Source organism: Microcoleus vaginatus HSN003 (genome assembly GCF_022701255.1).
Classification (GTDB): Bacteria; Cyanobacteriota; Cyanobacteriia; order Cyanobacteriales; family Microcoleaceae; genus Microcoleus; species Microcoleus vaginatus_B.
Genome location: NZ_CP031705.1, coordinates 6,145,015 through 6,168,910 on the forward strand (window position 1 = coordinate 6,145,015; position 23,896 = coordinate 6,168,910).

Annotated in this window: 24 protein-coding genes; 11 read left to right on the forward strand and 13 right to left on the reverse strand. The window is 43.5% G+C overall.

Annotation, left to right across the window (positions count from 1 at the left end):
• Positions 1 to 75 precede the first annotated feature (75 nt).
• On the reverse strand, positions 76 to 714 hold the full coding sequence (locus D0A37_RS26280; RefSeq protein WP_242718937.1) for a HesA/MoeB/ThiF family protein: 639 nt from the start codon (positions 712 to 714) through the stop codon (positions 76 to 78).
• 31 nt (positions 715 to 745) lie between these two features.
• Positions 746 to 1,582: a hypothetical protein gene (locus D0A37_RS26285; RefSeq protein WP_242718939.1), complete on the reverse strand. Its 837-nt coding sequence runs from the start codon at positions 1,580 to 1,582 to the stop codon at positions 746 to 748.
• Between the two features lie 224 nt (positions 1,583 to 1,806).
• Between D0A37_RS26285 and D0A37_RS26290 the strand changes: the two genes are divergently transcribed.
• Both D0A37_RS26290 and D0A37_RS26295 read left to right on the forward strand, forming a co-directional pair.
• Positions 1,807 to 2,175, forward strand: a complete 369-nt coding sequence (locus D0A37_RS26290; protein ID WP_242718941.1) for a hypothetical protein — start codon at positions 1,807 to 1,809, stop codon at positions 2,173 to 2,175.
• Between the two features lie 266 nt (positions 2,176 to 2,441).
• Entirely contained in the window at positions 2,442 to 2,765 is a 324-nt protein-coding gene (locus D0A37_RS26295; protein WP_242718944.1) for a hypothetical protein, read from the forward strand.
• Positions 2,766 to 2,934: 169 nt separating this feature from the next.
• Here D0A37_RS26295 and parA read toward each other — a convergent pair whose 3' ends face one another.
• Both parA and D0A37_RS26305 read right to left on the reverse strand, forming a co-directional pair.
• A complete protein-coding gene (parA, locus tag D0A37_RS26300; RefSeq protein WP_242718946.1) occupies positions 2,935 to 3,519 on the reverse strand; it encodes a ParA family partition ATPase in 585 nt (194 codons plus the stop codon).
• Between the two features lie 122 nt (positions 3,520 to 3,641).
• On the reverse strand, positions 3,642 to 4,208 hold the full coding sequence (locus D0A37_RS26305) for a hypothetical protein (protein ID WP_242718948.1): 567 nt from the start codon (positions 4,206 to 4,208) through the stop codon (positions 3,642 to 3,644).
• A 122-nt stretch (positions 4,209 to 4,330) separates the two neighbouring features.
• On the opposite strand from D0A37_RS26305, the gene D0A37_RS26310 reads away from it, so the two are divergent.
• From D0A37_RS26310 to D0A37_RS26325, 4 genes are all read left to right on the forward strand, one after another.
• The gene (locus D0A37_RS26310; protein WP_242718950.1) at positions 4,331 to 5,344 is read left to right on the forward strand and encodes a hypothetical protein; all 1,014 of its coding nucleotides are present in this window, start codon (positions 4,331 to 4,333) and stop codon (positions 5,342 to 5,344) included.
• 643 nt (positions 5,345 to 5,987) lie between these two features.
• Complete coding sequence (locus D0A37_RS26315; RefSeq protein ID WP_242725472.1) at positions 5,988 to 7,307, forward strand: IS4 family transposase; 1,320 nt, start codon at positions 5,988 to 5,990, stop codon at positions 7,305 to 7,307.
• A 145-nt stretch (positions 7,308 to 7,452) separates the two neighbouring features.
• Positions 7,453 to 8,553: a glycosyl transferase gene (locus D0A37_RS26320; RefSeq protein ID WP_242718952.1), complete on the forward strand. Its 1,101-nt coding sequence runs from the start codon at positions 7,453 to 7,455 to the stop codon at positions 8,551 to 8,553.
• 110 nt (positions 8,554 to 8,663) lie between these two features.
• Positions 8,664 to 9,080, forward strand: coding sequence for a secondary thiamine-phosphate synthase enzyme YjbQ (locus D0A37_RS26325; RefSeq protein ID WP_242718954.1), 417 nt, complete (start codon positions 8,664 to 8,666; stop codon positions 9,078 to 9,080).
• Here D0A37_RS26325 and D0A37_RS26330 read toward each other — a convergent pair.
• Entirely contained in the window at positions 9,067 to 9,582 is a 516-nt protein-coding gene (locus D0A37_RS26330; protein WP_242718956.1) for a heme-binding protein, read from the reverse strand. The genes D0A37_RS26325 and D0A37_RS26330 overlap by 14 nt on opposite strands.
• 420 nt (positions 9,583 to 10,002) lie before the next feature.
• On the opposite strand from D0A37_RS26330, the gene D0A37_RS26335 reads away from it, so the two are divergent.
• Complete coding sequence (locus D0A37_RS26335) at positions 10,003 to 11,205, forward strand: EAL domain-containing response regulator (RefSeq protein WP_242718958.1); 1,203 nt, start codon at positions 10,003 to 10,005, stop codon at positions 11,203 to 11,205.
• A 327-nt stretch (positions 11,206 to 11,532) separates the two neighbouring features.
• Positions 11,533 to 12,843: an IS701 family transposase gene (locus tag D0A37_RS26340; RefSeq protein WP_242716580.1), complete on the forward strand. Its 1,311-nt coding sequence runs from the start codon at positions 11,533 to 11,535 to the stop codon at positions 12,841 to 12,843.
• Positions 12,844 to 13,013: 170 nt separating this feature from the next.
• On the opposite strand, the gene D0A37_RS26345 is transcribed toward D0A37_RS26340, so the two are convergent.
• Entirely contained in the window at positions 13,014 to 13,364 is a 351-nt protein-coding gene (locus D0A37_RS26345; protein ID WP_242718961.1) for a hypothetical protein, read from the reverse strand.
• Positions 13,365 to 13,421: 57 nt separating this feature from the next.
• Here D0A37_RS26345 and D0A37_RS29670 point away from each other — a divergent pair, with 57 nt between their 5' ends.
• Complete coding sequence (locus tag D0A37_RS29670) at positions 13,422 to 13,694, forward strand: DUF7980 family protein (protein ID WP_508632749.1); 273 nt, start codon at positions 13,422 to 13,424, stop codon at positions 13,692 to 13,694.
• A 304-nt stretch (positions 13,695 to 13,998) separates the two neighbouring features.
• On the forward strand, positions 13,999 to 14,793 hold the full coding sequence (locus D0A37_RS26350; RefSeq protein WP_242718963.1) for a sulfite exporter TauE/SafE family protein: 795 nt from the start codon (positions 13,999 to 14,001) through the stop codon (positions 14,791 to 14,793).
• A 73-nt stretch (positions 14,794 to 14,866) separates the two neighbouring features.
• On the opposite strand, the gene cysK is transcribed toward D0A37_RS26350, so the two are convergent.
• Positions 14,867 to 15,847 carry a cysteine synthase A gene (gene cysK / locus D0A37_RS26355; protein WP_242718964.1) on the reverse strand — a complete coding sequence of 327 codons (981 nt, stop codon included), beginning with the start codon at positions 15,845 to 15,847 and terminating at the stop codon, positions 14,867 to 14,869.
• Between the two features lie 18 nt (positions 15,848 to 15,865).
• Positions 15,866 to 16,303, reverse strand: a complete 438-nt coding sequence (locus tag D0A37_RS26360; protein ID WP_242718966.1) for an RrF2 family transcriptional regulator — start codon at positions 16,301 to 16,303, stop codon at positions 15,866 to 15,868.
• A 110-nt stretch (positions 16,304 to 16,413) separates the two neighbouring features.
• Between D0A37_RS26360 and D0A37_RS26365 the strand changes: the two genes are divergently transcribed.
• The gene (locus D0A37_RS26365; RefSeq protein WP_242718968.1) at positions 16,414 to 16,647 is read left to right on the forward strand and encodes a hypothetical protein; all 234 of its coding nucleotides are present in this window, start codon (positions 16,414 to 16,416) and stop codon (positions 16,645 to 16,647) included.
• 359 nt (positions 16,648 to 17,006) lie between these two features.
• On the opposite strand, the gene D0A37_RS26370 is transcribed toward D0A37_RS26365, so the two are convergent.
• The 5 genes from D0A37_RS26370 to D0A37_RS26390 form a co-directional block, all read right to left on the reverse strand.
• Positions 17,007 to 18,326 (reverse strand): IS4 family transposase, encoded by a 1,320-nt coding sequence (locus D0A37_RS26370; protein ID WP_242725472.1) that lies wholly within the window; start codon positions 18,324 to 18,326, stop codon positions 17,007 to 17,009.
• A 385-nt stretch (positions 18,327 to 18,711) separates the two neighbouring features.
• Complete coding sequence (locus tag D0A37_RS26375; protein WP_242718970.1) at positions 18,712 to 19,296, reverse strand: Crp/Fnr family transcriptional regulator; 585 nt, start codon at positions 19,294 to 19,296, stop codon at positions 18,712 to 18,714.
• An 86-nt stretch (positions 19,297 to 19,382) separates the two neighbouring features.
• Positions 19,383 to 20,114 (reverse strand): serine O-acetyltransferase, encoded by a 732-nt coding sequence (cysE, locus tag D0A37_RS26380; RefSeq protein ID WP_445242563.1) that lies wholly within the window; start codon positions 20,112 to 20,114, stop codon positions 19,383 to 19,385.
• Between the two features lie 156 nt (positions 20,115 to 20,270).
• The gene (locus tag D0A37_RS26385; protein ID WP_242718975.1) at positions 20,271 to 22,214 is read right to left on the reverse strand and encodes an ATP-binding protein; all 1,944 of its coding nucleotides are present in this window, start codon (positions 22,212 to 22,214) and stop codon (positions 20,271 to 20,273) included.
• 220 nt (positions 22,215 to 22,434) lie between these two features.
• Positions 22,435 to 23,466: a sulfate/molybdate ABC transporter ATP-binding protein gene (locus D0A37_RS26390; protein ID WP_242718977.1), complete on the reverse strand. Its 1,032-nt coding sequence runs from the start codon at positions 23,464 to 23,466 to the stop codon at positions 22,435 to 22,437.
• Positions 23,467 to 23,896 lie beyond the last annotated feature (430 nt).

Consider the following 23,896-nt stretch of genomic DNA (forward strand, 5'->3'; position numbering starts at 1 on the left):
TTGGCTTGACGATTAACCTCAGTTTGCAAAAAATGCAAATCGCCAGTTAATACATTAGGTAACTAACTTCATAGTTTACAGTATAAGCGGCTTAATTGCAAAGTCGCCCAACGTTACCGTAAAACTCTGCTGCTGTTTAGCGGCGGCAAAATTAATAATAACTTCACAAGCAACAGCTACTGTTAGCATCACCAAGTTTCTCGCTAGCGGATAATCGCAAATGTCATCATTTGCAGGTGAAGGAACGCGATAGTGCTGATTCCAAATTACCTCCGCATAATCAGCAGCTAAACCAACGTGGAGACAGGGTATTGATGTGCTAGCACACCAATCTTTCACCGCTTGCCGCCCTACGCTATTATCAAAAGTATCTACTATTAGTCCGCTGTTGGCAAGTAGTTGAGCTGCATTCGTCGCTGTTAGTTCTTTTGACTGTGGATCAACTTTAACCCCCAAAGCACGGTACAGGTTATTAGCGAGAATTTTTGCTTTGAATGCGCCGACATCTGAGCGATAATAAGGTTGAGTGGATAAGTTGCGCTCCTCAATGCGATCGCGCTCGATAACCTTTAAATTTTCAAACCCAGAACGCGCCAAATTTTCCGTAACATTCGCACCCAAAGCGCCAGCGCCGCATACGGTTACGGGCAACTTTTTCAACTGCGCCATAGTTGCGGGAGTGCGGTAAAGTTGCTCGTGAAAAAAGATAGACATAATGGCTAATTGCTAATGGCTAAATCCTGACTTATCTAGCTTCAATTACTCCCACTAATGATTGTAAATCAAAGTTTCTGTCTAGTCCGCTAAGACAGATGCCAGCGCTGACAACTGTGAGGTCATTTTTGGCGATCGCACTCGTATGGCGATCGCCATTTCCCGCCGTCCACTCGATCAGCCAATAATCATCGCGATCGCGAAACTCCCGCAACTCGCCGCCACCCATTTGTAACGCCTCCCGCAAGCGATTTTCATCCCGCCTTTGCTGAAACTTTTCACTAAACTCCTCCGTCTGCTGTGCCACCAACTCGTAGACAGTACGCATCTTTGGTGTCATCCCCTTAAAGCGGATTTCTTGAGGAGAAATCACCTTGTTTAAACCTTTTCTCAATTCCTCAGATGGCAGCGGATCGGCACGGCGATCGATATCCTCAAACCACCAAGATTGACCATCCCACCTAGCAATAATTGGCTCAAAACTAGCGCCGTCATTTACTAAATGCACAGGTAGAGGTTTAGCAACACCAAAGCGCTGTTTAGCATCGGATTCATTAACAGGATAAGCCAACCAAGTTTGACCCTGCAAAGCGCCAACCAATTGCAAGCGAATTGGCACCAGCAGTTGCAAATACTCTGTCAGTTGTGGCAAACTTGGTTCTTCCACCACCTCAGCAATCTTTTCATTAACTGGCTGAAAAATACCCCAACCTTCAAAGTTTCGGGGCTTTGGTTTGAAAGTACAAACCATTCCAGCTACCCTTGTCCGCACCCGCCCCCCGCGCGTACAAGGCGCGAGAAACTTAGTGTCGCACAAGTGTGTTTCCTGTGCAGCCAGTTGGCTTATGAGATTGCGGATATCTGCCACTGCGTTTACCTCCCGACTCCCTTAAAAAATTTCGTAAATCAAATGTTGATGTAAGTAATCCGGCATAAATAAAGTAAACAACCGAAAAACTGAAATTTTTGCCCCAAAAGGCTTTGAGAATTTTGGATTGTAACTTTATAAAAGTTCACATTCTTAGTAAAAGTTATATACTATAATAAAGATTAACACACTAAAAATATTAACTTTCAAGGAACAAGTGCATAATGTTGGTAAAATCTTTCCATCGCGGCATCCTAGCAGCAGCCCTATCGCTTCCAATCATTTCATTTAGTATCCAGAGTGCCCTAGCTGAATCTATTTCCTTTACTCTTATTAACAGAACCAGCCGCAATCTACTAGAGTTTTATGCTGGCTATCCTTCTGAACGGGAATGGGCGGACGATATTTTGGGAAGAGATGTACTCGCGCCCGGAGAATCGGCGACCATTACGATCGGGAATGCTCACGAAGACTGTCGCTACGACTTTCTAGGTGTGCTCGGTCCCAGTGATGACGGAAGCGTTGGTCGCGGAGAATTAATACAGACTAACGTCGAGGTTTGCGATGGCGGCACTTACGAATACACCGACTAAACGAAAACCACTATTAAGATGGGGGCATCATTGTCGCTTTAAGAGAAATTGCTAAGCGATTGCAACCCATCCACGCAGGTTTCTATAAAGAAACCTGTTTTTGTCACAGGAAATAATATACTGACCAAATTTCAATAAATTGAAAAATCAAACGATTGCATTCAGGAAATTTTTGTGTTAGGCTAGAGTTTAAAATCCTAGAAGTTACGACCAATCATCTCAATACAATGGAAAAACAGATTATGACTACTCCGAAATTTTAAAAAGTGGCATTTGCGATCGCAGGTGCAACTCTGAGCTTAGGGTCTATTCTCGCTAACCCAACTAAAGCAGAGGAATACAAATTTACAATTGAAAATAAAACAGACGTAGCTATTAGCCAAGTGTTGGTATCTGAAGACGGGGAGAGGTGGGTGTTCTTTCGTATCGAAAGTAACATTGCTCCTCATGGTGACGGAGAGATAATTTGGGGTGAAAATAGCAATCACACAGCTTGCAGCCAGTGGATAAAAGTAGGGTTTGAGGATGGCACTATGTCAGATGTGGAGAAATTTGACTTTTGTGCCAATCCTGCTTTAGTCATTGAGTAAGGGTTAAGCTGTTAGGTGGCTTAAAAATCTAGTTTATCTGAAAGCTGAGGTGATGTAACTTCAGCTTTTTGTATTAATTTATTTATTGAAAATAATTATTTAAGCCTACAATCAATTCAAAGTTTTAGGATGTTGGAGTCCCCCTCTAATTTCTGGATAGGGCTTATTATTAAAGCTCTAAATTGAGCAATTCTTCTACTAGCAATTTGATTTCAGTGGCAGCTAGTCCTTTAGGCTCTGTTTCCAATACAGTACAGCCAATGCCTGCGGATTCTGCAAAGGCAACTCGCTGACAAATGGCTGATTTTAAAACTGGAATTTTATAGCCAGAAAGGGCTTCTACTACATCCTTAGCAATGGATGTATTGACTATTTTACGATTAATTAAAAATACTGACTTCAGCCAATTTTTATAGACAGAAGCTTCTTGGATCAGGCTAATAACTTTCTCTGTTGCCCAAACATCGTAAGCAGAAGGTTGAACGGGGATAAGTACCAGATTGGAGGCCATAATTGCAGAACGCGCTAGGTCTGAGACTCTGGGCGGCCCGTCAATGATCACATGATTATAACTTTTCGCGATCGCGGGTAAATCGCGGTGGATGGTAGGGCGATCTAAACCGACAACGGAGAAGGGTATTTCGCTGGTTCTAACGGCTGCCCAATGTACTTCATAAACCTGGAATACGCTGTAAGATAGCGAGCTTTCCGCGAACCCTCCAAAAACGAGATGCGAGCGTGCACAATGCCTCAATAGTCACGCACCATAGCTCTATCTTCACCTCTGGCTCACATACTTGCCGGAGAAATCATGAAAACTTAAAAAATGTACTTTTTGGGAGCGTTTGCCTTTTTAACTATTACAAGTTGCTACTTTTAAAGCCATCGTGAAAGCAACTGTTCAATTACTTCCACAAAGCCGATCGCAATTTGGATCAATGGCCAACCCACAAAACAAATTAACACCGCCCAGCGAGTTTGAATATCCAAACCTTGGCGAACCGCCACAATTACAGCTAGCAAACTCCAGACAACTAATATGCGCTCTATTCCTTCTCCCAGCAAGGGAATTAAGGTTAAGAAACTCAGAACTTGGGGGGCGTAGGCAAATCCGATTGGAACCAGCAACTCCCCATAAGTTACGTGACCCGGTTTCAGCCACTCCCCGATTTTAAAGATAGTGAAAGTCCAAAAATAATAACCCCCCGCGACTGCCAAACCCTCTATGAAAAGTCCTACAAATAATACTGATAGCTCAGTTCGGTTAATTAACAAGATGACAGAACTGCCCAACACGCGGGACAGCGCAGCTAAAATTACAATTGTTAAAGCTATTCGCTTAGTTCTGCCAGTGTAGGGAGTTTTTTCGTAAAAATTGCCGTTCAAAGAAAGTGCGTTCCAAAGCGTTGCGCCCAAACCTGCAATTGAATCTTCTCCCTTCACGTTGAACTCCTGCTCCTCAAGATAGTTGACAACTTTTACAAAATAAGCTCTAATACAGCAGAATCACCGAACTATTTCTACGTATTTAGCTAATTAATTGGCATTCTACCAGATTTTATTAAATGCTAAGATTGATTTTACGGATACTTGCATGGCTGCGCGGGCGAAGTTTAAATTTGTTGCTCATCGCAGGTGTAATCCTAATAATTTGGGGCATTCTTTCGCCGGTGGGGACTGTTATATGGTGGCTGAATCAAAGTGCCGAAACTTTTGGTATCAAGAAAAATCCCCCGGAGATATTGCCCTCTAAGAATGCCAATCTAGAAGCGCGTAAGTCTTCGCCACTCAATTGTTATATCATCTTTTTACCTGGAGTTGGCGATTTTTCGGGGGATGAATTAACCCCTGGTGAAGAGTTGTTTCTCAACCGTTTAGTTAAAAGTCACCCGCAGTGCGTAGCAGTGGGCGATGTTTTTCCATATTCAGCTTCTAACAAAAGTTTAGGAGGAGAGCGCTGGCTAGCTCCTTTTTGGCGGTTTGCAGAACAGGCAAACAGCGGGCCGATTGCAGGGAATATATTCATTAAAATTCGCAATCTTTGGAGGTTTGCAATTTCTCTAGATTATCGCTACGGCTTTGCATACAATCAGGGAATTGCTAATGCAATTATCGAGCGTATGAATGCTAAATCTCCCATTACAGTTAATCCTCAACAACCTTTGAAAGTTATTTTAATTGGCACTAGCGGCGGCGCACAAGTTGCTTTGGGTGCTACTCGCTATCTTAAAGAATGGCTGAAGGCAGAAATTACGGTTGTTTCGGTTGGGGGCGTGTTTTCGGGAGAAAATGGTTTTGCAGAAGCCGATCGCATTTTCCACTTTCGTGGCACTCGCGATTCAATTGAGGATATTGGCGGCATCGTTTTTCCGAGTCGCTGGTACTGGTACGCGACTTCTCCTTTCAATCAAGCTCGTTTGCAAGGCCGCTATGCAGCAGCTTTGAGCGGCCCTCACAAGCACGACGGCGATGAGGGATATTTTGGGGAAAATCTGGCGACGGAGGGTCAAAAGTATGTAGATATAACCCTGGACAAAATTAATCAATTGCCTGTTTGGTCTGAGGGCGCGTCCGATTGACGAGTTCTTGCATATTCGATGCCTGTACAATTATAATTAAGTTAGGAGGAAAAAATTTAGTTTTAATTTATTCATAAACAGAGGAGTGGCATTCATCATTAAAAACTAATTTTATTATAGTCAATCGATCGGATATCATATCAATCGGTAACATCAGCTAGTCAGCCTTTAAATTTATCTAAAATAATAATAAAAATCTTCTGGGCAGTTGCTCTGAGCCAGGTGAGGAACATACAACTTAAATACACAACCGCTTAGTCATTAGTCGTTCATTGGTAACAACTTAGAAGGGAGTAAATTTTGTCAATACTCCTTTGTATAGAAAGATAATTGAATAATAATGATAATCAAACAAGGGGGTAAAGGTGGGATAGTCTGAATACGGCGGACTATCCCACCGACAGCGATTATCATTATTAATAAGTGGTGTACTCGACTGGCGTTGGGGGCCGGCGCTGGTAGTTGGGGGCCGGCGCTGGTAGTTGCGGGCAAGCGCTGGTAGTTGCGGGCCCGCATGATAGTTGCGGGCGTTGGTATTATCAAACGATAGAATTGACAAAAAATTGAGCAATTGTGTAGGTCAGTAAATATGGCTAAGAGTCAAAAAACCAACCGTGACCATGCCAAAAAAACCACCAGACCGATGGTGGAAGACGAGGTGATTGCCTCGCAACTATCGGCATTACTTACACCAGCCATCACCTCACAAGAAAATTACTACCGTCAACTGGGTTTACGAGGGAGAATTCTTAACCTACCGTTGATGGTAGCAGCGGTATTAACTTTACTGTGGCGAGACGTGGCGGGAGTGACAGAACTCACAAGAATGCTGGCAAGAGAAGGTTTTTTGTGGTGCCGACCCACAACTGTCACTCAACAAGCAATGTCTCAAAGATTTTTAAGTTTTCCAGCTCAACTATTTGAGGGAGTCTTCAAAAATTTATTACCGAGTTTAAGAACATCTTGGCACCAGAGAAATCAACGACCCCTACCAGAAAGCATTCAATTTACCTTGCGGAAATTTTCACGAGTTTGGATAGTAGATAGCTCGACCCTCGAAGCATTATTTTGCAAGCTCAAAAGCCTGGAAGATTTGCCCAAAGGGCAGTTGGCCGGGAAAATGGCAACAGTTATAGATTTAATGACCAGGCTGCCTGTCGAAATTTGGTTTCTGGAAAATCCCAAAGCTTCTGATGTGAAGTTAGAAGAAAATATTCTGCAATTGGTTGAAGGCCAAACATTACTTTTACTGGATAGGGGTTTCTATCATTTTAGCTTTTGGCTCAAATTAATCGAACGAGAGATTCACCTAATTACTCGGTTAAAAAAAGGAGCCTCAATTAAAATCGAGCAAGTATTCACCCAGAGTTACGACCTCCGAGATAGTCTAATCCGTTTGGGTTCAGGAACCACAAAAACGCCATATATCACCTTACGTTTGATTGAGGTTCGTTCGGGTAACACCTGGCATTCTTATTTAACAAGTGTACTTGACCCTAAGATATTACCTCCCTACGTTGTGGCAGATTTATATCGCAGGCGGTGGCGAATTGAAGAAGCCTTTAATACCGTTAAAAGACTCTTGGGCTTAAGTTATTTGTGGACGGGTTCTCTCAACGGTATTCAGTTACAAATTTGGGCCACTTGGCTATTTTATGCTGTCTTGGTCGATTTAGGTGATACTGTTGCTGACCAACTCTGTTTGCCAATAGATGCCATCTCGTTAGAAATGATTTACCGCGGTCTTTACCATTTTTACGTCGCCCATCAACAAGGTAAGGCAACGGACCCGATTTCATATTTCACTTCCAGAGAAAATCAAGATTTAGGTATTGTTAAACGACAACGAAAACCAAATATTAAGTTAATTGTCGCGCCTTTTCCAGAACGACAGCGAGACCCTGAGCAATTTTTCTTTAAGGCTGCTATGGAAATCCCCTTGACAACTGCCATGCAGCCTTAACTTGTTACCAATGTTAGTCGTTAGTTATTAATTGTGTCATTGTTGGTTGTGCGTCGCTTGAAGCTTGGCATTCTTGCCTTCGAGTCTCTACCTCCAATTCGCAATTCCCGATGCCCGATACCCAATTCCCTATTCCCTATTATCAATGTCTCGACCAACATTATATATTGCCATCACGAATCACGGATTCGGCCACGCTGTCCGAGTTGCGTCCGTAGCTGCAAAAATTCAAGAATTAAATCCAGATATTTTACTAATTATCACAACAACAGCACCTCGCTGGCTGCTAGAATCTTACATTGGTGGCGACTTTATCCACCGTCCCCGCGCTTTTGATGTGGGTGTCGTGCAAGCTGACAGTTTGAATATGGATAAAGACGCTACGCTGGAAAAATTGCGGGAAATTCGGAAAAAGCAAAATTCCCTAATAGCGAGCGAAGTTAATTTTATCAAGCAAAATCGGGTGGGTTTGGTGCTGGCAGATATTCCTCCTTTGGCAACGCGAATGGCGGCATCGGCTGGGGTTCCTTGCTGGATGATGAGCAATTTTGGGTGGGATTTTATCTATCGCGATTGGGGCGGGGAATTTGTAGAAATCGCAGATTGGATTGGTGAATGTTTCGGAATGTGCGATCGGCTTTTTCGTCTTCCATTACACGAACCGATGGCAGCTTTTCCAAATATTCAAGATGTGGGCTTGACTGGCGGCACTCCTCGCTACAGTAACGAAAAAATTCGGGAAGTATTCGGCATCGAAACACCGCTGGAAAAAACTGTATTGTTGACTTTCGGCGGATTGGGTTTAGAGGAAATTCCTTATCAAAATTTACAGCAATTTAGCGACTGGCAATTCATTACTTTTGATGCGGGTTCTCCCGATTTGCCGAATTTGATTAATGTCAAGAATCAGGAGTTTGCACAATCTTTCCCGATTTTACCGCGTCCGGTTGATATTATGCCTGTCTGCGGGCGCTTAGTTTCTAAGCCGGGATACAGCACTTTTGCGGAAGCTTTGCGCTTGGAAATACCTATTGTTTCTATAATGAGAGAAGGTTTTGCAGAAGCTGCGGTGTTGCTGGAAGGGATTCAAAATTATGCGGAACATCAAATTGTGACGGCGACGGAGTTTTTTGAGGGGGATTGGGAGTTTTTGCGACAACCGCTGCATCCGCCCCATTTGTCGAGTAAATTGGAGAAAAATGGTACGGAGGCGATCGCCCAAGCTGTTGTAGACTATTTTTCATAAGTGCGATTAGAAATCGCTCTTACACAAACAAAGTCTACCTCCACCGACAGAAGACTTTTGCATCAGTCTCATTCAAAATCTAAAATCTAAAATCTAAAATCTAAAATCGAATGAATCACTATCAACAGATACTCAAGATTCAAACTACAGGGAAATCGTTGGGCAAAATCACTCCTAAGATAGAAGATGTGGTGGCGAATTCAGGTATTAAAACGGGACTTTGTAGTTTATTTTTGCGCCATACTTCTGCTAGTTTGGTGATTCAAGAAAATGCTGACCCGGATGTACTTAAGGATTTGGCTAACTTTTTAGCTAAACTGGTACCGGAGGGCGATCGCTACATTCACGATGCGGAAGGCCCAGACGATATGCCGGCGCATATTCGCACTGCGCTGACTCATACTTCTGAACAAATCCCGATCGATCGCGGCAGGTTGCTGTTAGGAACGTGGCAGGGAATTTACCTGTGGGAACACCGCCAGCGGGGTCACATTCGCGAATTAGTTGTTCACGTCAGCGGCACTTGATCGGAATTTGTACCTCGCTGATTTTAGTTGCTTCCGGCGTCATCGGGGAATTGTAAAAAAAACGGCGCGGCGGGCCGACTATTTCGTATTCAGGATGTTCTTGAAGCCAATCTTTGAGTTTCTGGAGGTTATTTTCGTAGCTTTCCCAAGTGTAGGCCCCGCGCACACCGATGCTGACAACCATCATCGGCGAAGTATCTGTGACTTCTACAGCGGAGTTAACGCTGCTGGGGGCGATATTTGGTTCGGGATAGAGGAACGAAACTTTTGCTTGGGAAACCGCATCCATAGGCCCGGAATTTTCTGTGTAACGCGCTTCTACTGGCGTTGTCATCGCAATTTGGTTGTTGCTGATGTGTTGAAATAAGGGATTGAAGGCGATGCCAGTTGCTTGTCGCAAATCGCCCGCGTGGGTGTAGGTGACAGCGCGGTAGTGAGGATATTGCTTAACTTCTATGACCCCAATCTGTGCGGGTTCAGGGAATCCAGTAGGTAATACCATTTGACATTTAAAAGTTGAGATTTTACATTGAAGAATGGGGAAGACTGACTCCGCAAGGCTTTGGAACTTGCTTGCAGTTGCATGATTTTTGGCAACTGGTATAAATAGGCTGAGATTGTTTGCAGACAATCGTTCAGGTGGCACAATTAGTTTAGCAGTTATTTAAGGCGCTGCTAACTGTCGATCGCCTAGAATTAGTTTAGAGATTATTAATTAACCTCGTAATAATACGGACGGCACTGAGTAAGCAGAGAAACATTAATCTAGTTGTGCTTGAAAAATTAGCGTTTTTCAGGCGTTTGCTATTTGTGTCGGAAAATATTCGGCTGTTGGGCCGCTCGAGCTGTGCGTTCTCAGTTATTGTCGCGCTTATCGCGTTCAGTAACGTCCATCAATTATACCGCTTTCAGGGAATGACGTATGAAAAAGATTCTAGTGATTGAGGACGAGCAAGTAATTCGGGAAAATATTCTCAAACTCCTCAAAGCTGAAGGTTTCGACGTGACGGGTGCAGAAAATGGAGCAAAAGGTTTATATGCGGCGGTGTCAAATGTTCCCGACGTGATTATTTGCGACGTGATGATGCCAGAACTTGACGGATATGGGGTGTTGGTGGCCTTGCGATCGAATCCTGTTACTGCTACAGTACCTTTTGTTTTTCTGACCGGTAAAGCCGATCGCTCTGAAATGCGGCAAGGTATGGAATTGGGAGCAGATGATTACCTGACTAAACCTTTTAGTAAAGCTGAACTTGTGGGCGCGATATCGAGCCGCTTGAAAAAACAAGAAGCTGTCGCCGAACAGTACAATACTTTGCGATCGCAAGGCAGCGAATTTATCCAAAATACTGCCGACAAATTAGAGCAGATAAAAACCAGTTTGTGCAACGCACTGGAACGAGAAGAATTCCAAGTTTACTATCAGCCGCAAGTCAATGTCCAGACAGGTAAAATTATGAGCGCAGAAGCTTTAGTGCGCTGGCTGCATCCAGAAAAAGGGCTGATTTCGCCCGCAGAATTTATTCCCCATGCCGAAGCAACTGGCTTCATTGTACAGTTAGGCGAGTGGGTGTTGCAGACAGCTTGCCAGCAAATGCAAGTTTGGCAAAATGCTGGCTTTCCGCTCCGAATAGCTGTGAATCTGTCGCCGCGCCAATTTCACCAACCGGATCTCAGCAGCAGAGTTGCCCAAATTTTAGCAGAAACTGGTTTGGAAGCGAGCAGTTTGGAATTAGAGCTGACAGAAAGTTTGATGGTAGAAGATGCCGAAAGTGCGATCGCGACTTTGCAACACTTGAAAAATTTGGGAGTTTGTATATCTCTTGACGATTTCGGAACTGGGTATTCTTCTTTAAGCTATTTGACGCAATACCCCTTCGATACTTTAAAAATAGACCGCTGTTTTATCAGCAATATCACCGATGGTTGCACCAATGCAGCGATTGTGAAAGCTATTATTGACATGGCGCACAGTCTCTGTCTTGAGGTAGTTGCTGAAGGAGTTGAAACCGAAGCCGAAAAAGATTTTCTCTGGCGCTATAAGTGCGATATAATGCAAGGATATTTGTTCAGTCCTCCTTTGTCTGCAGCAGATTTTGAACAGTTGTTGCTGGCAGAAAAATAAAATATCTATTAAGTTAATATTGAGCAGATAACTAAGTGCGATCGGGGTGGAATATGGTTTTAGAATCCAGCAGTAACGTTGACTCAATCAAATCAAGCAATAAAAAAAATAAGGATTTTTACTTAGCTGTTCAACTAGCTATAGTGATAGTGGTTCTAGCTATTTTGTCCAATTTTTTTATCATTGTCAACGCTGGAGAATCGGGCGTGCTGATGGAGTTGGGTAAAGTGCAAGAACAGGTACTCGGAGAAGGAATTAACTTAACCCTCTTTTGTCACTCTCGTGGTAGTATAAGCAGTAACACACCCCAAAAGCATTGCCAATCCTATGGTAGAGCCTCGTCAACCAGTACCCACAGTCAAATTTATAGATGAATACTGTCAAATTTACCAAAACATATTTCCAGAAGTTAGGAGCTTTGAAGCTTTTAAGTACTTACATGTCGGTATGATATCGGACATAAAACGCAAAACCCTACCATCAATAGCGAAAGTTATAGGGCTAGATAATCATCAAGCATTACACCATTTTTTAACACAATCACCTTGGGATGTAAAAGAATTAAGTCAGCAACGATTAGAATTAATATTATATGTACTTCAAGGGCGTCCAATAGTACTAATAATTGATGAGACAGGAGATAAAAAAAAGGGGAATGCGACTGATTATGTAAAACGGCAGTACATTGGAAATTTAGGTAAAACAGATAATGGTATCGTTGCAGTTACAGCGTATGGTGTTTTATCTGGTCTGACTTTTCCTCTATTATTTGAAGTTTATAAACCGAGAGAAAGACTGCAACCAGGAGATGAATATCTAACTAAACCTGAAATTGCCGCGAAAATGCTCAAACAATTGCGTGCGATGGGATTTAAATTTAATCTTGTCCTAGCAGATAGTTTATACGGAGAGAGTAGTAAAAATTTTATTCAAATACTAGAGGGATTGAATCTAAATTTTATTGTGGCAATTCGCTCTAACCACAAAGCCTGGGGAGTTACAGACGCGAAAGTCAAATATTCAAAGTGGCAAAGATTCAAACGTGTCTTCTCAGATTTAAGCTCGGAATACAGATATATAAGAGAGATTTTTTGTGGTGATAATCCGGAAATTAAATATTGGCAAATCACAACTGATAAAGAGGAGCTGCCCAAAAACACTACTTGGTATGTAATGAGTAAATTTCCCAACATTACACCCCGAGAAGTAGGTAATTTTTATGGTTTAAGAACTTGGGTAGAATATGGTTTGAAGCAAAGTAAAAACGAATTAGGATGGGCAGATTTTCGCCTAACTAATTACCCACAAATAGAAAAATGGTGGGAAATTATTTTTAGCGCTTATTTGATGGTTAGTCTCCACTCTGAACAACTGCTAAAATTACCACCACAATCTGAATCTAATTTTTCATCACATCCTTGGTGGGATCAAGGAAATGGGTGGAAGAATATTCTTAACAACCTCCGTTTAATACTTCAACCATTTGTACTATTTAACTTTATTAAACCTTGGCTACGAGTTTTTACTATTCCTAAGTTATCCGAGGGCTTTTTTCAACTTCAAATGCTTGTCAATAATTTAACTCGTTCAATTTTTCAAAACCTCAATATCCCTTATTTCCAGTTTTCCTCTGCGTAGAGTGACCAAAGAGGGTTAATAGTCCCCACAGTTTATACTGTAAAAAATTTGACCGTCAGGGTGCAAAAACAGGAAAGTTCCCCTGAAGCTTCTTCAAAAGATTGGCAAGATGTTTTCCCGGATGTAGCGCTCAACTGGCACATTATCCCAGAAGAAGCCAATCCTATTTTTCAACACATAGGAGACGACTTCTTTGTCGTCGATCGCATTATAGATCCGGCTGTTGGACGTTGAATGCCCAACCGAGTGCGGACTTTTTCTAGGATCGGACTTAAGGTTTTAGCATCATTGACATTACCTTCAAAAACTTCGACAGCAATCGGGCATCCGGCAGCGTTTTCTAGCCCAATATTTTTGAGCATGGCTAACACCGCAGCCACATGGCGGTGGGGTAAGGAACGTTCAATTTCAAAGGCGGATTCTAAACGAGCGATCGCACTGCCACCTTTGAGTAGAATTCGCCGTCCTTCGATGACATCATGCGGCAATTTTGAGAGGTTAGCTAGAGTGCGCTTGCACACTTTTCCCTCCTTTCGATAAGATTTGGGTATATCTGTAGTTGGGTTTCCCCAGATTTACTGTTTCCTTGCACAATTGTCGGCTACTGGCTTTCCAATATTGGGGGAATTCTGTTGATGCAGCTAGGAACTTTAGATGTTTGGGCCGACAAACCCAACGAAAAAAACCTTAAAAAAGAGTTATTGAGGGGTTTAGTTTCCTCAACCGCCTTCACTCTGGTCATTGTGGCATTGATTCATTTTAATGTTCTCGATACTCTAGATTTATTTTCCGGCAAGGAGTCGGTTAATCTCAGCTCTGTTTTACCTGTGACCCTCGTTACTTCAAGGTAGAAAGCCGAATATAAGCACCATAAATGAATCGACAATTTTTAATCAATTACACAGGTAGATATAAGAAAATTAGGGAGCTTTTACACTACAAGTTGTGTAATACTGGTGATTTACATTTACTGATTTTTACTAATAATTTGTTAGCTAAACCCGCAGTAAATATTAGGCGTTGAATAGCAACATTCCTGGCGAAAAATATTGAAATGAGAGTAAGATTTAGCCTGTGTAGCTGTGTAGCAGGAGTCACCAAAATTATCTATTTCTTAGTGGGCAGCGCTTAATCAAACAGTCTTTGGGCATAACCGTGAACTACTTATTACTATCCTTCCTTAGCTTTTTTATAGGCATTATTGTCGGTTTGACCGGAGTTGGGGGAGCGTCGCTTATCACCCCAATGTTAATTTTTGTATTCCAGATTCCGGCATCAATGGCTATTAGTTCGGATGTCGTAGCTGCTACACTGATGAAAGTTGTTGGCGGCTTCAAACACTGGCAGCAAAAAACCCTCGACTTGCAAGTAGTTAAGTTGCTGGCTTTGGGTAGCGTACCCGGTTCGCTGACTGGCGTGTGGATTTTACACTGCATCAAATCCAGCGGAAATCAGAACTTAGACAGCATATTGCTGCGTTTTCTCGGAGTAGCGATCGCCCTAATCGTCGCTTTATCGCTGACCCAATTAGTGGTCAAAACATTTTTCCCTAGTTTTAAATTGCCTTCGGCCCCTGAATGGGACTTAAATACTAATTATGGTCGTTTTTGTACTGTGGGTGCAGCAGCCATTTTAGGCTGCATAGTGGGAATCACTAGCGTGTCTTCCGGTTCGATGTTTGCACTGTTGCTGATTGCTTTTTTCCGCTTGGATACTTCTAAATTGGTGGGTACTGATATTTCCCACGCGGCAATTTTGTTGATGTTTACATCTCTGGGACACCTCAGCCTCGGAACAGTAAACTGGAGTTTAGTTTTGCCAATTTGGTTGGGTTCGGTGCCTGGAGTTTTGGTAGGGGCTAAATTCTGCCAAATTATGCCTCAACGCCCGCTAAAGTTTGTTATTTACGGAATGTTGGCGATGGCTAGTTGGAAGTTGTATCAAATCTGAAAATTAGGGGTAGTGCCAAGAAGACCTACCCCTAATTTGCAAGGGCAACCACGGGGATTGCCCCTACTACGTATTAATAATTGCTGACTAATGCTTCGAGTTCGCTGACTGAAGGCAATTCTAAATCTTTGAACAAGACTGTACTGAGGTAGCGTTCGCCATAAGAAGGCTGCACAAAAACTATCAATTTTCCAGCATTTTCCGGACGCTTGCCGACTTGAATTGCGGCACACAAAGCGGCGCCAGCAGAAATTCCTGACAACAATCCTTCTTCTCTGGCTAGTCGGCGACTGTAGGCGATCGCATCTTCGTCGCTAACTGCGATCACCTCATCAATTAACTCGGGTTTCAACACTTCGGGGATGAATCCTGCACCAATCCCTTGAATTTTGTGAGCACCAGATTTACCTCCAGAAAGCACGGGGCTGGTGGCGGGTTCAACTGCAATTACCCTAAAACTAGACTTTCGCGGTTTAATTACCTCACCAACTCCAGTAATCGTACCGCCAGTGCCAACTCCAGCCACTAAAAAATCTACTTTACCCTCTGTATCTTCCCAAATTTCCTCAGCCGTTGTTTCCCGGTGAATTTTGGGATTAGCGGGGTTGCGAAACTGTTGCAGCATGAAAGCATCGGGGGTTTCTTCTACAATTTCTTCCGCACGGGCGATCGCGCTTAACATCCCTTCATGTCCGGGCGTCAATTCCAACTGAGCTCCGTAAGCTTTCAGCATCGATCGGCGTTCCGTGCTCATCGTATCCGGCATCGTTAAAATCAGACTGTAGCCTTTCGCCGCCGCGATCATTGCCAAAGCTATTCCAGTATTGCCTGAAGTCGGTTCAACTAAAATAGTTTTCCCGGGTTGAATTAACCCCGCATCTTCTGCCGCCTGAATCATGCTCGCCCCGATTCGATCTTTCACCGAAGCAGCCGGATTCATCCCTTCCAATTTTGCCACAATTTGAGCAACTACTCCTTCCGATTGGGGAATTTTGTTGAGCTGAACTAAAGGAGTTCTGCCAATTAGTCCTGTAACATCCTTAGCAATTCTCATGGCTTAATTTCTCTCCATTTAAATGTAGTACATGGGATGTGCTTGTTTGCGAACATCCCGCTGTTCGCACAAATCTTGTAATGTGTATTTCCCCAAAACAGCCCAAGATGCCTGTTGAGCTTCCTGCCAGATTTCTAGGACTGCAGTTTTTTCTATTGTTAGAGATTCCGAAACTTTTTGGATCTGGCCGTTGCCGTCGCCTTCGAGTGTCGAAAACACCTCTAGCAAAGTAATTTGCCAAGGATCTTTCGCCAGCAAATAACCGCCTTTAGCACCCCGCAGACTCTGGACAATACTTGCACGCCGCAGCACGGCAAGAATTTGGTCGAGATAGCGTTCTGGTATCTCTTGAGAAGCAGTAAGTTCGTTCACTGTTAGGGGCGAATCCTTCGGGTGGTGACTCGCCAATTCCAAGAGCGCTAACAGGGCGTATTCTACTCTAGAAGATAGTTCCACATTCCCCACTCGCGCTCGAATTTAAATTGTACATTATATAATAGTACATAATTCCGGTAGGTGTACAGGTGTTAATATATTTTTATTACAAAAACGGTTGGAGAAATCCCGTGAGCAACGTAAATGTAGGTTTAAGCTGTCGGCACTGTCGGTATTACGAGCAGCACGGGCACAGGGGCGGAAACTGCCTGATGCTCGGCGTGGGGGTGCAGGGTGGGTGGAAAGCTTGCTCCTTCTTGGTTCCACCCTTTGCACCGTCTTGGGAACACCCAGAAGCGGGCAGAACCCGAAAGTCTCAAATGTTGCAGGGAGCGAGTATTGTAGAGGCAATACCCCCCCCTTAAAGTAACTGCTAAGTAGGTAGGCGGATATATGCTGTCTCATCGTTAAGTTTATCCAGACTCACCTACTTAACCGCAGTCAACAGGTGCGAGATATCGCATCTGTTGGCAGTGAGAAGAAAGAAATCAACACAAATAAAAAAGCAAGTGCAATCGTCGCCCTTGCTTTGCTTTGGAACTCATTGACGAGTCGATGAAAAAATTTAATTAACGCACATTCGATACAAATTATTTGTTGTCTAGAGAACTCTGAATTTGCTAGAATATCGCATTGTCACCGAAGATTTTTTTTTGGCACCGCCTTCCTATCACCTACATCGGCGCTCGTAAACTATTAACAGTTAATAACCATTGGTAACAAGTTAAGGCTGCATGGCAGTTGTCAAGGGGATTTCCATAGCAGCCTTAAAGAAAAATTGCTCAGGGTCTCGCTGTCGTTCTGGAAAAGGCGCGACAATTAACTTAATATTTGGTTTTCGTTGTCGTTTAACAATACCTAAATCTTGATTTTCTCTGGAAGTGAAATATGAAATCGGGTCCGTTGCCTTACCTTGTTGATGGGCGACGTAAAAATGGTAAAGACCGCGGTAAATCATTTCTAACGAGATGGCATCTATTGGCAAACAGAGTTGGTCAGCAACAGTATCACCTAAATCGACCAAGACAGCATAAAATAGCCAAGTGGCCCAAATTTGTAACTGAATACCGTTGAGAGAACCCGTCCACAAATAACTTAAGCCCAAGAGTCTTTTAACGGTATTAAAGGCTTCTTCAATTCGCCACCGCCTGCGATATAAATCTGCCACAACGTAGGGAGGTAATATCTTAGGGTCAAGTACACTTGTTAAATAAGAATGCCAGGTGTTACCCGAACGAACCTCAATCAAACGTAAGGTGATATATGGCGTTTTTGTGGTTCCTGAACCCAAACGGATTAGACTATCTCGGAGGTCGTAACTCTGGGTGAATACTTGCTCGATTTTAATTGAGGCTCCTTTTTTTAACCGAGTAATTAGGTGAATCTCTCGTTCGATTAATTTGAGCCAAAAGCTAAAATGATAGAAACCCCTATCCAGTAAAAGTAATGTTTGGCCTTCAACCAATTGCAGAATATTTTCTTCTAACTTCACATCAGAAGCTTTGGGATTTTCCAGAAACCAAATTTCGACAGGCAGCCTGGTCATTAAATCTATAACTGTTGCCATTTTCCCGGCCAACTGCCCTTTGGGCAAATCTTCCAGGCTTTTGAGCTTGCAAAATAATGCTTCGAGGGTCGAGCTATCTACTATCCAAACTCGTGAAAATTTCCGCAAGGTAAATTGAATGCTTTCTGGTAGGGGTCGTTGATTTCTCTGGTGCCAAGATGTTCTTAAACTCGGTAATAAATTTTTGAAGACTCCCTCAAATAGTTGAGCTGGAAAACTTAAAAATCTTTGAGACATTGCTTGTTGAGTGACAGTTGTGGGTCGGCACCACAAAAAACCTTCTCTTGCCAGCATTCTTGTGAGTTCTGTCACTCCCGCCACGTCTCGCCACAGTAAAGTTAATACCGCTGCTACCATCAACGGTAGGTTAAGAATTCTCCCTCGTAAACCCAGTTGACGGTAGTAATTTTCTTGTGAGGTGATGGCTGGTGTAAGTAATGCCGATAGTTGCGAGGCAATCACCTCGTCTTCCACCATCGGTCTGGTGGTTTTTTTGGCATGGTCACGGTTGGTTTTTTGACTCTTAGCCATATTTACTGACCTACACAATTGCTCAATTTTTTGTCAATTCTATCGTTTGATAATACCAACGCCCGCAACTATCATGCGGGCCCGCAACTACCAGCGCTTGCCCGCAACTACCAGCGCCGGCCCCCAACTACCAGCGCCGGCCCCCAACGCCAGTCGAGTACACCACTTATTAATAATGATAATCGCTGTCGGTGGGATAGTCCGCCGTATTCAGACTATCCCACCTTTACCCCCTTGTTTGATTATCATTATTATTCAATTATCTTTCTATACAAAGGAGTATTGACAAAATTTACTCCCTTCTAAGTTGTTACCAATGGTTAATAACCTTTTATATTTCGTAGTGCCACACCTCGGAAGGTTGTAGAATAATTCGGTGGAGTGGCAGACGATCGATCAAGCCTTGCTGCTCAAAATGACCGAGGGTGCGAGTGACAGTTACGCGACTTGTACCGATGATTTCTGCAATGTCCTGATGCGTTAAAATCATATCGATTAGATGTCCTCGCTCTACCTCAGAACCAAACCTCTTAGCCAGCCAAGTTAATAGTTGATAGAGCATAAAATCCACTCTCTTGTAGCCTCGAATTAGCATAAAGTCTTCAGCCTGCTGAATATGATTGAGCAAAATATCTCTATTTAGCCAGCGTTCGCCCGATAGTAAAATTGCTTCGACTTTAGTGAGGCATTCAATTTGAAAAGGATCGCATTTTGATATCGGTTTGCCGATCGTATCACCAGGCCCCCACAATCCCAAGGTGATAATTGTGCCATCTTCAAGCCACGTTACAGTTCGCACTACTCCAGTTTCAATTCGCCACAGAGCATTGCTTCTGTTGGGCAAGTGCGAGCGGCGAGAAAATATATGTCTGCTCGTTTCATCAAAAGTTTTAGTGGAAAGAGAAGCAATAGTCATAGCGAGTTACTGAAGGAATCAAATTTATTTCGTACAGGGCAGCACGATAGTGTTGCGGGGAAAAATCTATAGAAATTAAAGCTTTACTAGATTCCTGCACCGTCTAAAAACTGTGTAATGAATAAATCAGAAGACAGGAATAATTCATGTTTTTCGACCTCTGCTTGCTCTGATTGAGTTGTTTTGAGCGGAGATTGTTGAGATCTCAAAAAAGCAACCTGCTCTTCTAAATCCTTAATTCTATCGAACAAAGCTCGAATCGCTTGAGCTTCCAAATCCGGTAGACCTTGAGAATTTTGACCATCTTCCACCTGCTTTTTGCGAGAGATAATGCGGCCGGGAATTCCCACAACAGTGCAATCGCTAGGGACATCTCGCAGCACTACCGAACCCGCACCAATCCGAACATTATTACCAATTTGAATATTGCCTAAAACTTTAGCACCGGCTCCTACCACTACATTTTCTCCGAGCGTTGGATGCCGTTTTCCTATTTCTTTACCCGTGCCACCAATGGTCGCTCCTTGATAAATTACAGCATAATCTCCAACGATCGCAGTTTCGCCAATCACCACCCCCATGCCGTGGTCAATAAACACCCCCCTACCAATTTTTGCTCCTGGGTGGATCTCAATACCTGTTAAAAACCGACTCAGTTGGGAAATAAAACGCGGTACAAACGGAAGGCCAGCGGAATAAAGCCAGTGTGCTATCCGGTGCAAAAAAAGTGCTTGCAGTCCGGGATAGCAAAATAATACTTCCAGCCAGTTGCGCGCCGCCGGGTCGCGTTCGTAAATAATTTGCAAGTCACTGAACATATTTAGTCTCGCCGTGTTTGGGTTATACAGTATCGGCAGTGCCGACGGTTTAAGCTGCATAAAGCAGTATTGATTGCGGCATTCTTACATATAATACTATAATCCGACCGAATTACAGTAGTTAATGAGAAAAAATTTTTTCTTCCCCAGCCCTTTCTAAGCTGCCTCGGATATTTTCCGCGAAACAAACGGTACAGCTTGTCTGACTTCTTGCCGCAGCGGAATCTCGATCGAGAATTCCGTCCCCAATCCCGGTGTCGAATCGCAGCGCAGCGCACCCTTGTGCTTTTCTACGATAATTTTATAGCTGATTGACAGTCCCAATCCTGTCCCTTTTCCTACTGGTTTCGTCGTAAAGAATGGGTCAAACAGCCGTTTTTTGACATTTTCTGCCATACCGGGGCCGTTGTCAGATATCCGCACAATTATTTTGTCAGGCATTAAATATTCTGTGGTTATGGCGATCGCGATCGGATTGGCTTTCGCTATTTTGGGCCCGCGATCGAGGTTGTAACTCTCAAGGGCGTCGATCGCATTAGCCAGAATATTCATAAACACCTGATTTAATTGTCCGGCATAGCACTCTACTAAAGGTAAATTGCTGTAGTTTTTAACAATCTCGATCGGCGGGCGATCGCCTGTAGCTTTCAGGCGGCTTTGCAGAATTAGCAGAGTGCTGTCAATGCCTTCATGGATGTTAACAGGTTTCATTTCGCTTTCATCTAAGCGAGAGAAATTCCGCAAAGATTGGACGATTTGAACAATGCGATCTGCTCCTATTTTCATTGAGGACAGCAGTTGTGGCAAATCTTTCCTGAGAAACTCAAAGTCAACCTTTTCTAAATACTCTAAAATTTCCGCCGGAGGGTATAAATAGTGTTTTTGGTAGAGTTTTACCAACTCCAACAAATCGCTAGTATATGCGCTGGCGTGGTGGATATTGCCGTAAATAAAACTAATAGGATTGTTCACTTCGTGGGCGACACCAGCGACTAATAAACCCAAACTAGACATTTTTTCCTGCTGAATTAGTTGACTTTGAGTTTGCTGCAACTCTTGCAAAGCTTGTTCTAGCCGTTGAGATTTAGCCGTGCGTTCTGCTGCTATTTTTTCAATGAGAGCGGTATAATTCCACAAGCTCATTAAATAAAGTGTCGCCGCCAAAGTTAAGATTGTCCCAAAAATTAAAACAGTCAAAGAACGCCAAAATCTTAGAGGATTAATGTACTCTGGCGTTAGCCGCAGTTGCAGCAACCACCTGCGATTTTCAATATTGAGAATGCGGGTGCAACTGCTGCCATCCGGGCAGTAAGCTCTTTCCCCAATTTGGAGTTGATTTTTAATGTTTTCGTCGGTGACGATCCTTTTAGTCTTTGCTTCGTAAAAAGCGAGAAATCTTTCTGCTTCAGGAGCCATAGCATCTTGAAGATACACATTAACAAAGTTGAGTTGAGTTTCCTGTAAAGCAGACTTAACAATAGCATCAATGAGCAAAATTCCGAAAGCAAAACCTTTCAACTTTTCTGGATTTCTAGCAGGTAATTTTTGCGGCAATTCTGCGGTATCGCCAGCAGAGATTTGACTAAAAATTGGCAGAAAGACGAAGACGCTTGGTTGATTTTGTGAAGACCATTTTTGGCGGTCAGTCGCGATAATTTCTTGTCTTTGGGCTGCTTTTTCTAACGCTAGCTGATGGGCATTCAGATCTAAACCTAAATCTATTTCATCAGTCAGGAATTGCGGAGAGTCAGAAACACGGGGCAGCCAAGCGATCGCCTTCAGGCTTGGATGGCGGTAGAGGGCAGAACCCAAAAATGTCTCCATTTCTGGTTTTTTAACGCCGTCAAATACGCTATAAAATGTTCCTGCTGCCCGAATTATTTCTAAATTCCCGCTAACATCTCTCTGAATGTCTGTAGCTATTTTGTCCAGCCGGTCTTGCAGTTCGGCTTGCATGGATTTGTATTCCCAATTGTACGCGACTGAAGAGGCGATCGCAGACAGTCCCAATCCTGCACAAAGTGTTAATCCTGCCTGGAGGTAACGGCGATAACTAAGTAAAGTGCTAGTTGCTAAATTCTTGAATTTGTTAGCAGTCATATTCTTCACCTATCTTTTTTCTAGTTCTCGTTCCCAGCCTCTGCCTGGGATTTCTCGTTTTTCTCGTTCTCAGGCTCTGCCTGGGAATGAATTTCAGGAGGCTCTACCTCCGGTTTGGAGCCACGAGACAGCATTACCAGGCACGAGCCTGGTAACGATGTGGGAGCAGTGTTTTGTAGAAGCGTCCGGATAGTATTTTGAGTAAGATGCAGTCGCTGATTTAAATTGAATAAGCAGGGAAAGTCATCGCGTGTTTGGGCTTGACGTAAACGTGCTGATCGCGCGTTAACTGTAGAGAATCGAAGCGCTCGCGACTCACGTAAGCTGTTACTACCTGCTGCGATTCTAACACTAACTCGGTTTGTATTTCCCGCCCTAAATGAATGATGCGACTGACTTTTGCTAATGAAAAACCAGACTCCGGCTTAGTTTTAATTTCCACGTCGTGGGGGCGCAAAAACACTACGTCCGAATGAGCGGCGCCATTATGGCGAGCCGTTGTGGCGTTGCTGGCGAACAAACCCGCAGCATTCGACAGCACATTTACAGGCCCAATAAAACTCATCACAAAAGCTGTTGCCGGTTTGTCGTAAATTTCAGCAGGAGTGCCAACTTGTTCAACTCTACCTTTGTTCATCACCACAATTTCATCGGCTACTTCCATAGCTTCTTCTTGGTCGTGAGTCACAAAAACTGTGGTGATGTTAACTTCTTTGTGAAGGTTGTGCAGCCACGATCGCAATTCTTTGCGGACTTTAGCATCTAATGCTCCAAAAGGTTCGTCTAACAGCAGCACTTTTGGTTGAACTGCTAGAGCTCTGGCCAAAGCAACCCGCTGCCGCTGGCCCCCAGAAAGTTGGGAAGGATAGCGATCGCCCAAACCTGTCAACTGCACTAACTCCAAAAGTTCATCAACCCGCCTCCTAATAGAGCCTTTAGGAACTTTGCGAATTTCCATAGCAAAAGCAATATTTTTCCGAATAGTCATGTGTTTGAACAAAGCGTAGTGCTGAAACACAAAACCGATATGCCGTTCCTGCACCGACTGATGAGTAGCATCCTCCCCGATCAGGTAAATGTGACCGCTGTCGGGCGGTTCGAGTCCCGCAATCATCCTCAGCAGAGTCGATTTCCCGGAACCGGAAGGCCCTAACAGCGCGACTAAAGATCCCCTTTTAATTTGCAAATTCACGTTGTCAATTGCGTGGAAGGAGCCGAAGTGTTTCGATACGTTCTGAACTGTAATGCTCATGAGTTTATTTACCTATTTTAGGAGTTAAGGAAGGAAACTCCGCTTAGCTGACCGAGTTACAGTAGTATATCCTGAAAAAAATATTTTGCAACACCTGTAACTTTTTGTATTGTATTTCTAGCCCTCCTGATGGGGACTGGGCTTCAAAGTTGACGCTTGCGGGCCCGAAGAGTTAACCCGCAAGCGTTTCCAGATGTGGGATTATCGGTGGCGTGCGATCGTCCGAAAATAAGCAATGCTGAAAATACGCAGAAACCGGGTTTGATGGACGAAAATACTGCATCAAAACCTTTAAAACCTTTAATCCCCCTAAAAAACCCGGTTTCTTTGCTGTCAATCTATATTTTACGGCTGCCGACAATTCCCCCACTCCCGGTGATATTGAAGATTTCAGGTAGGAATTGCTCACTCTGAGCTGCGATCGCACACA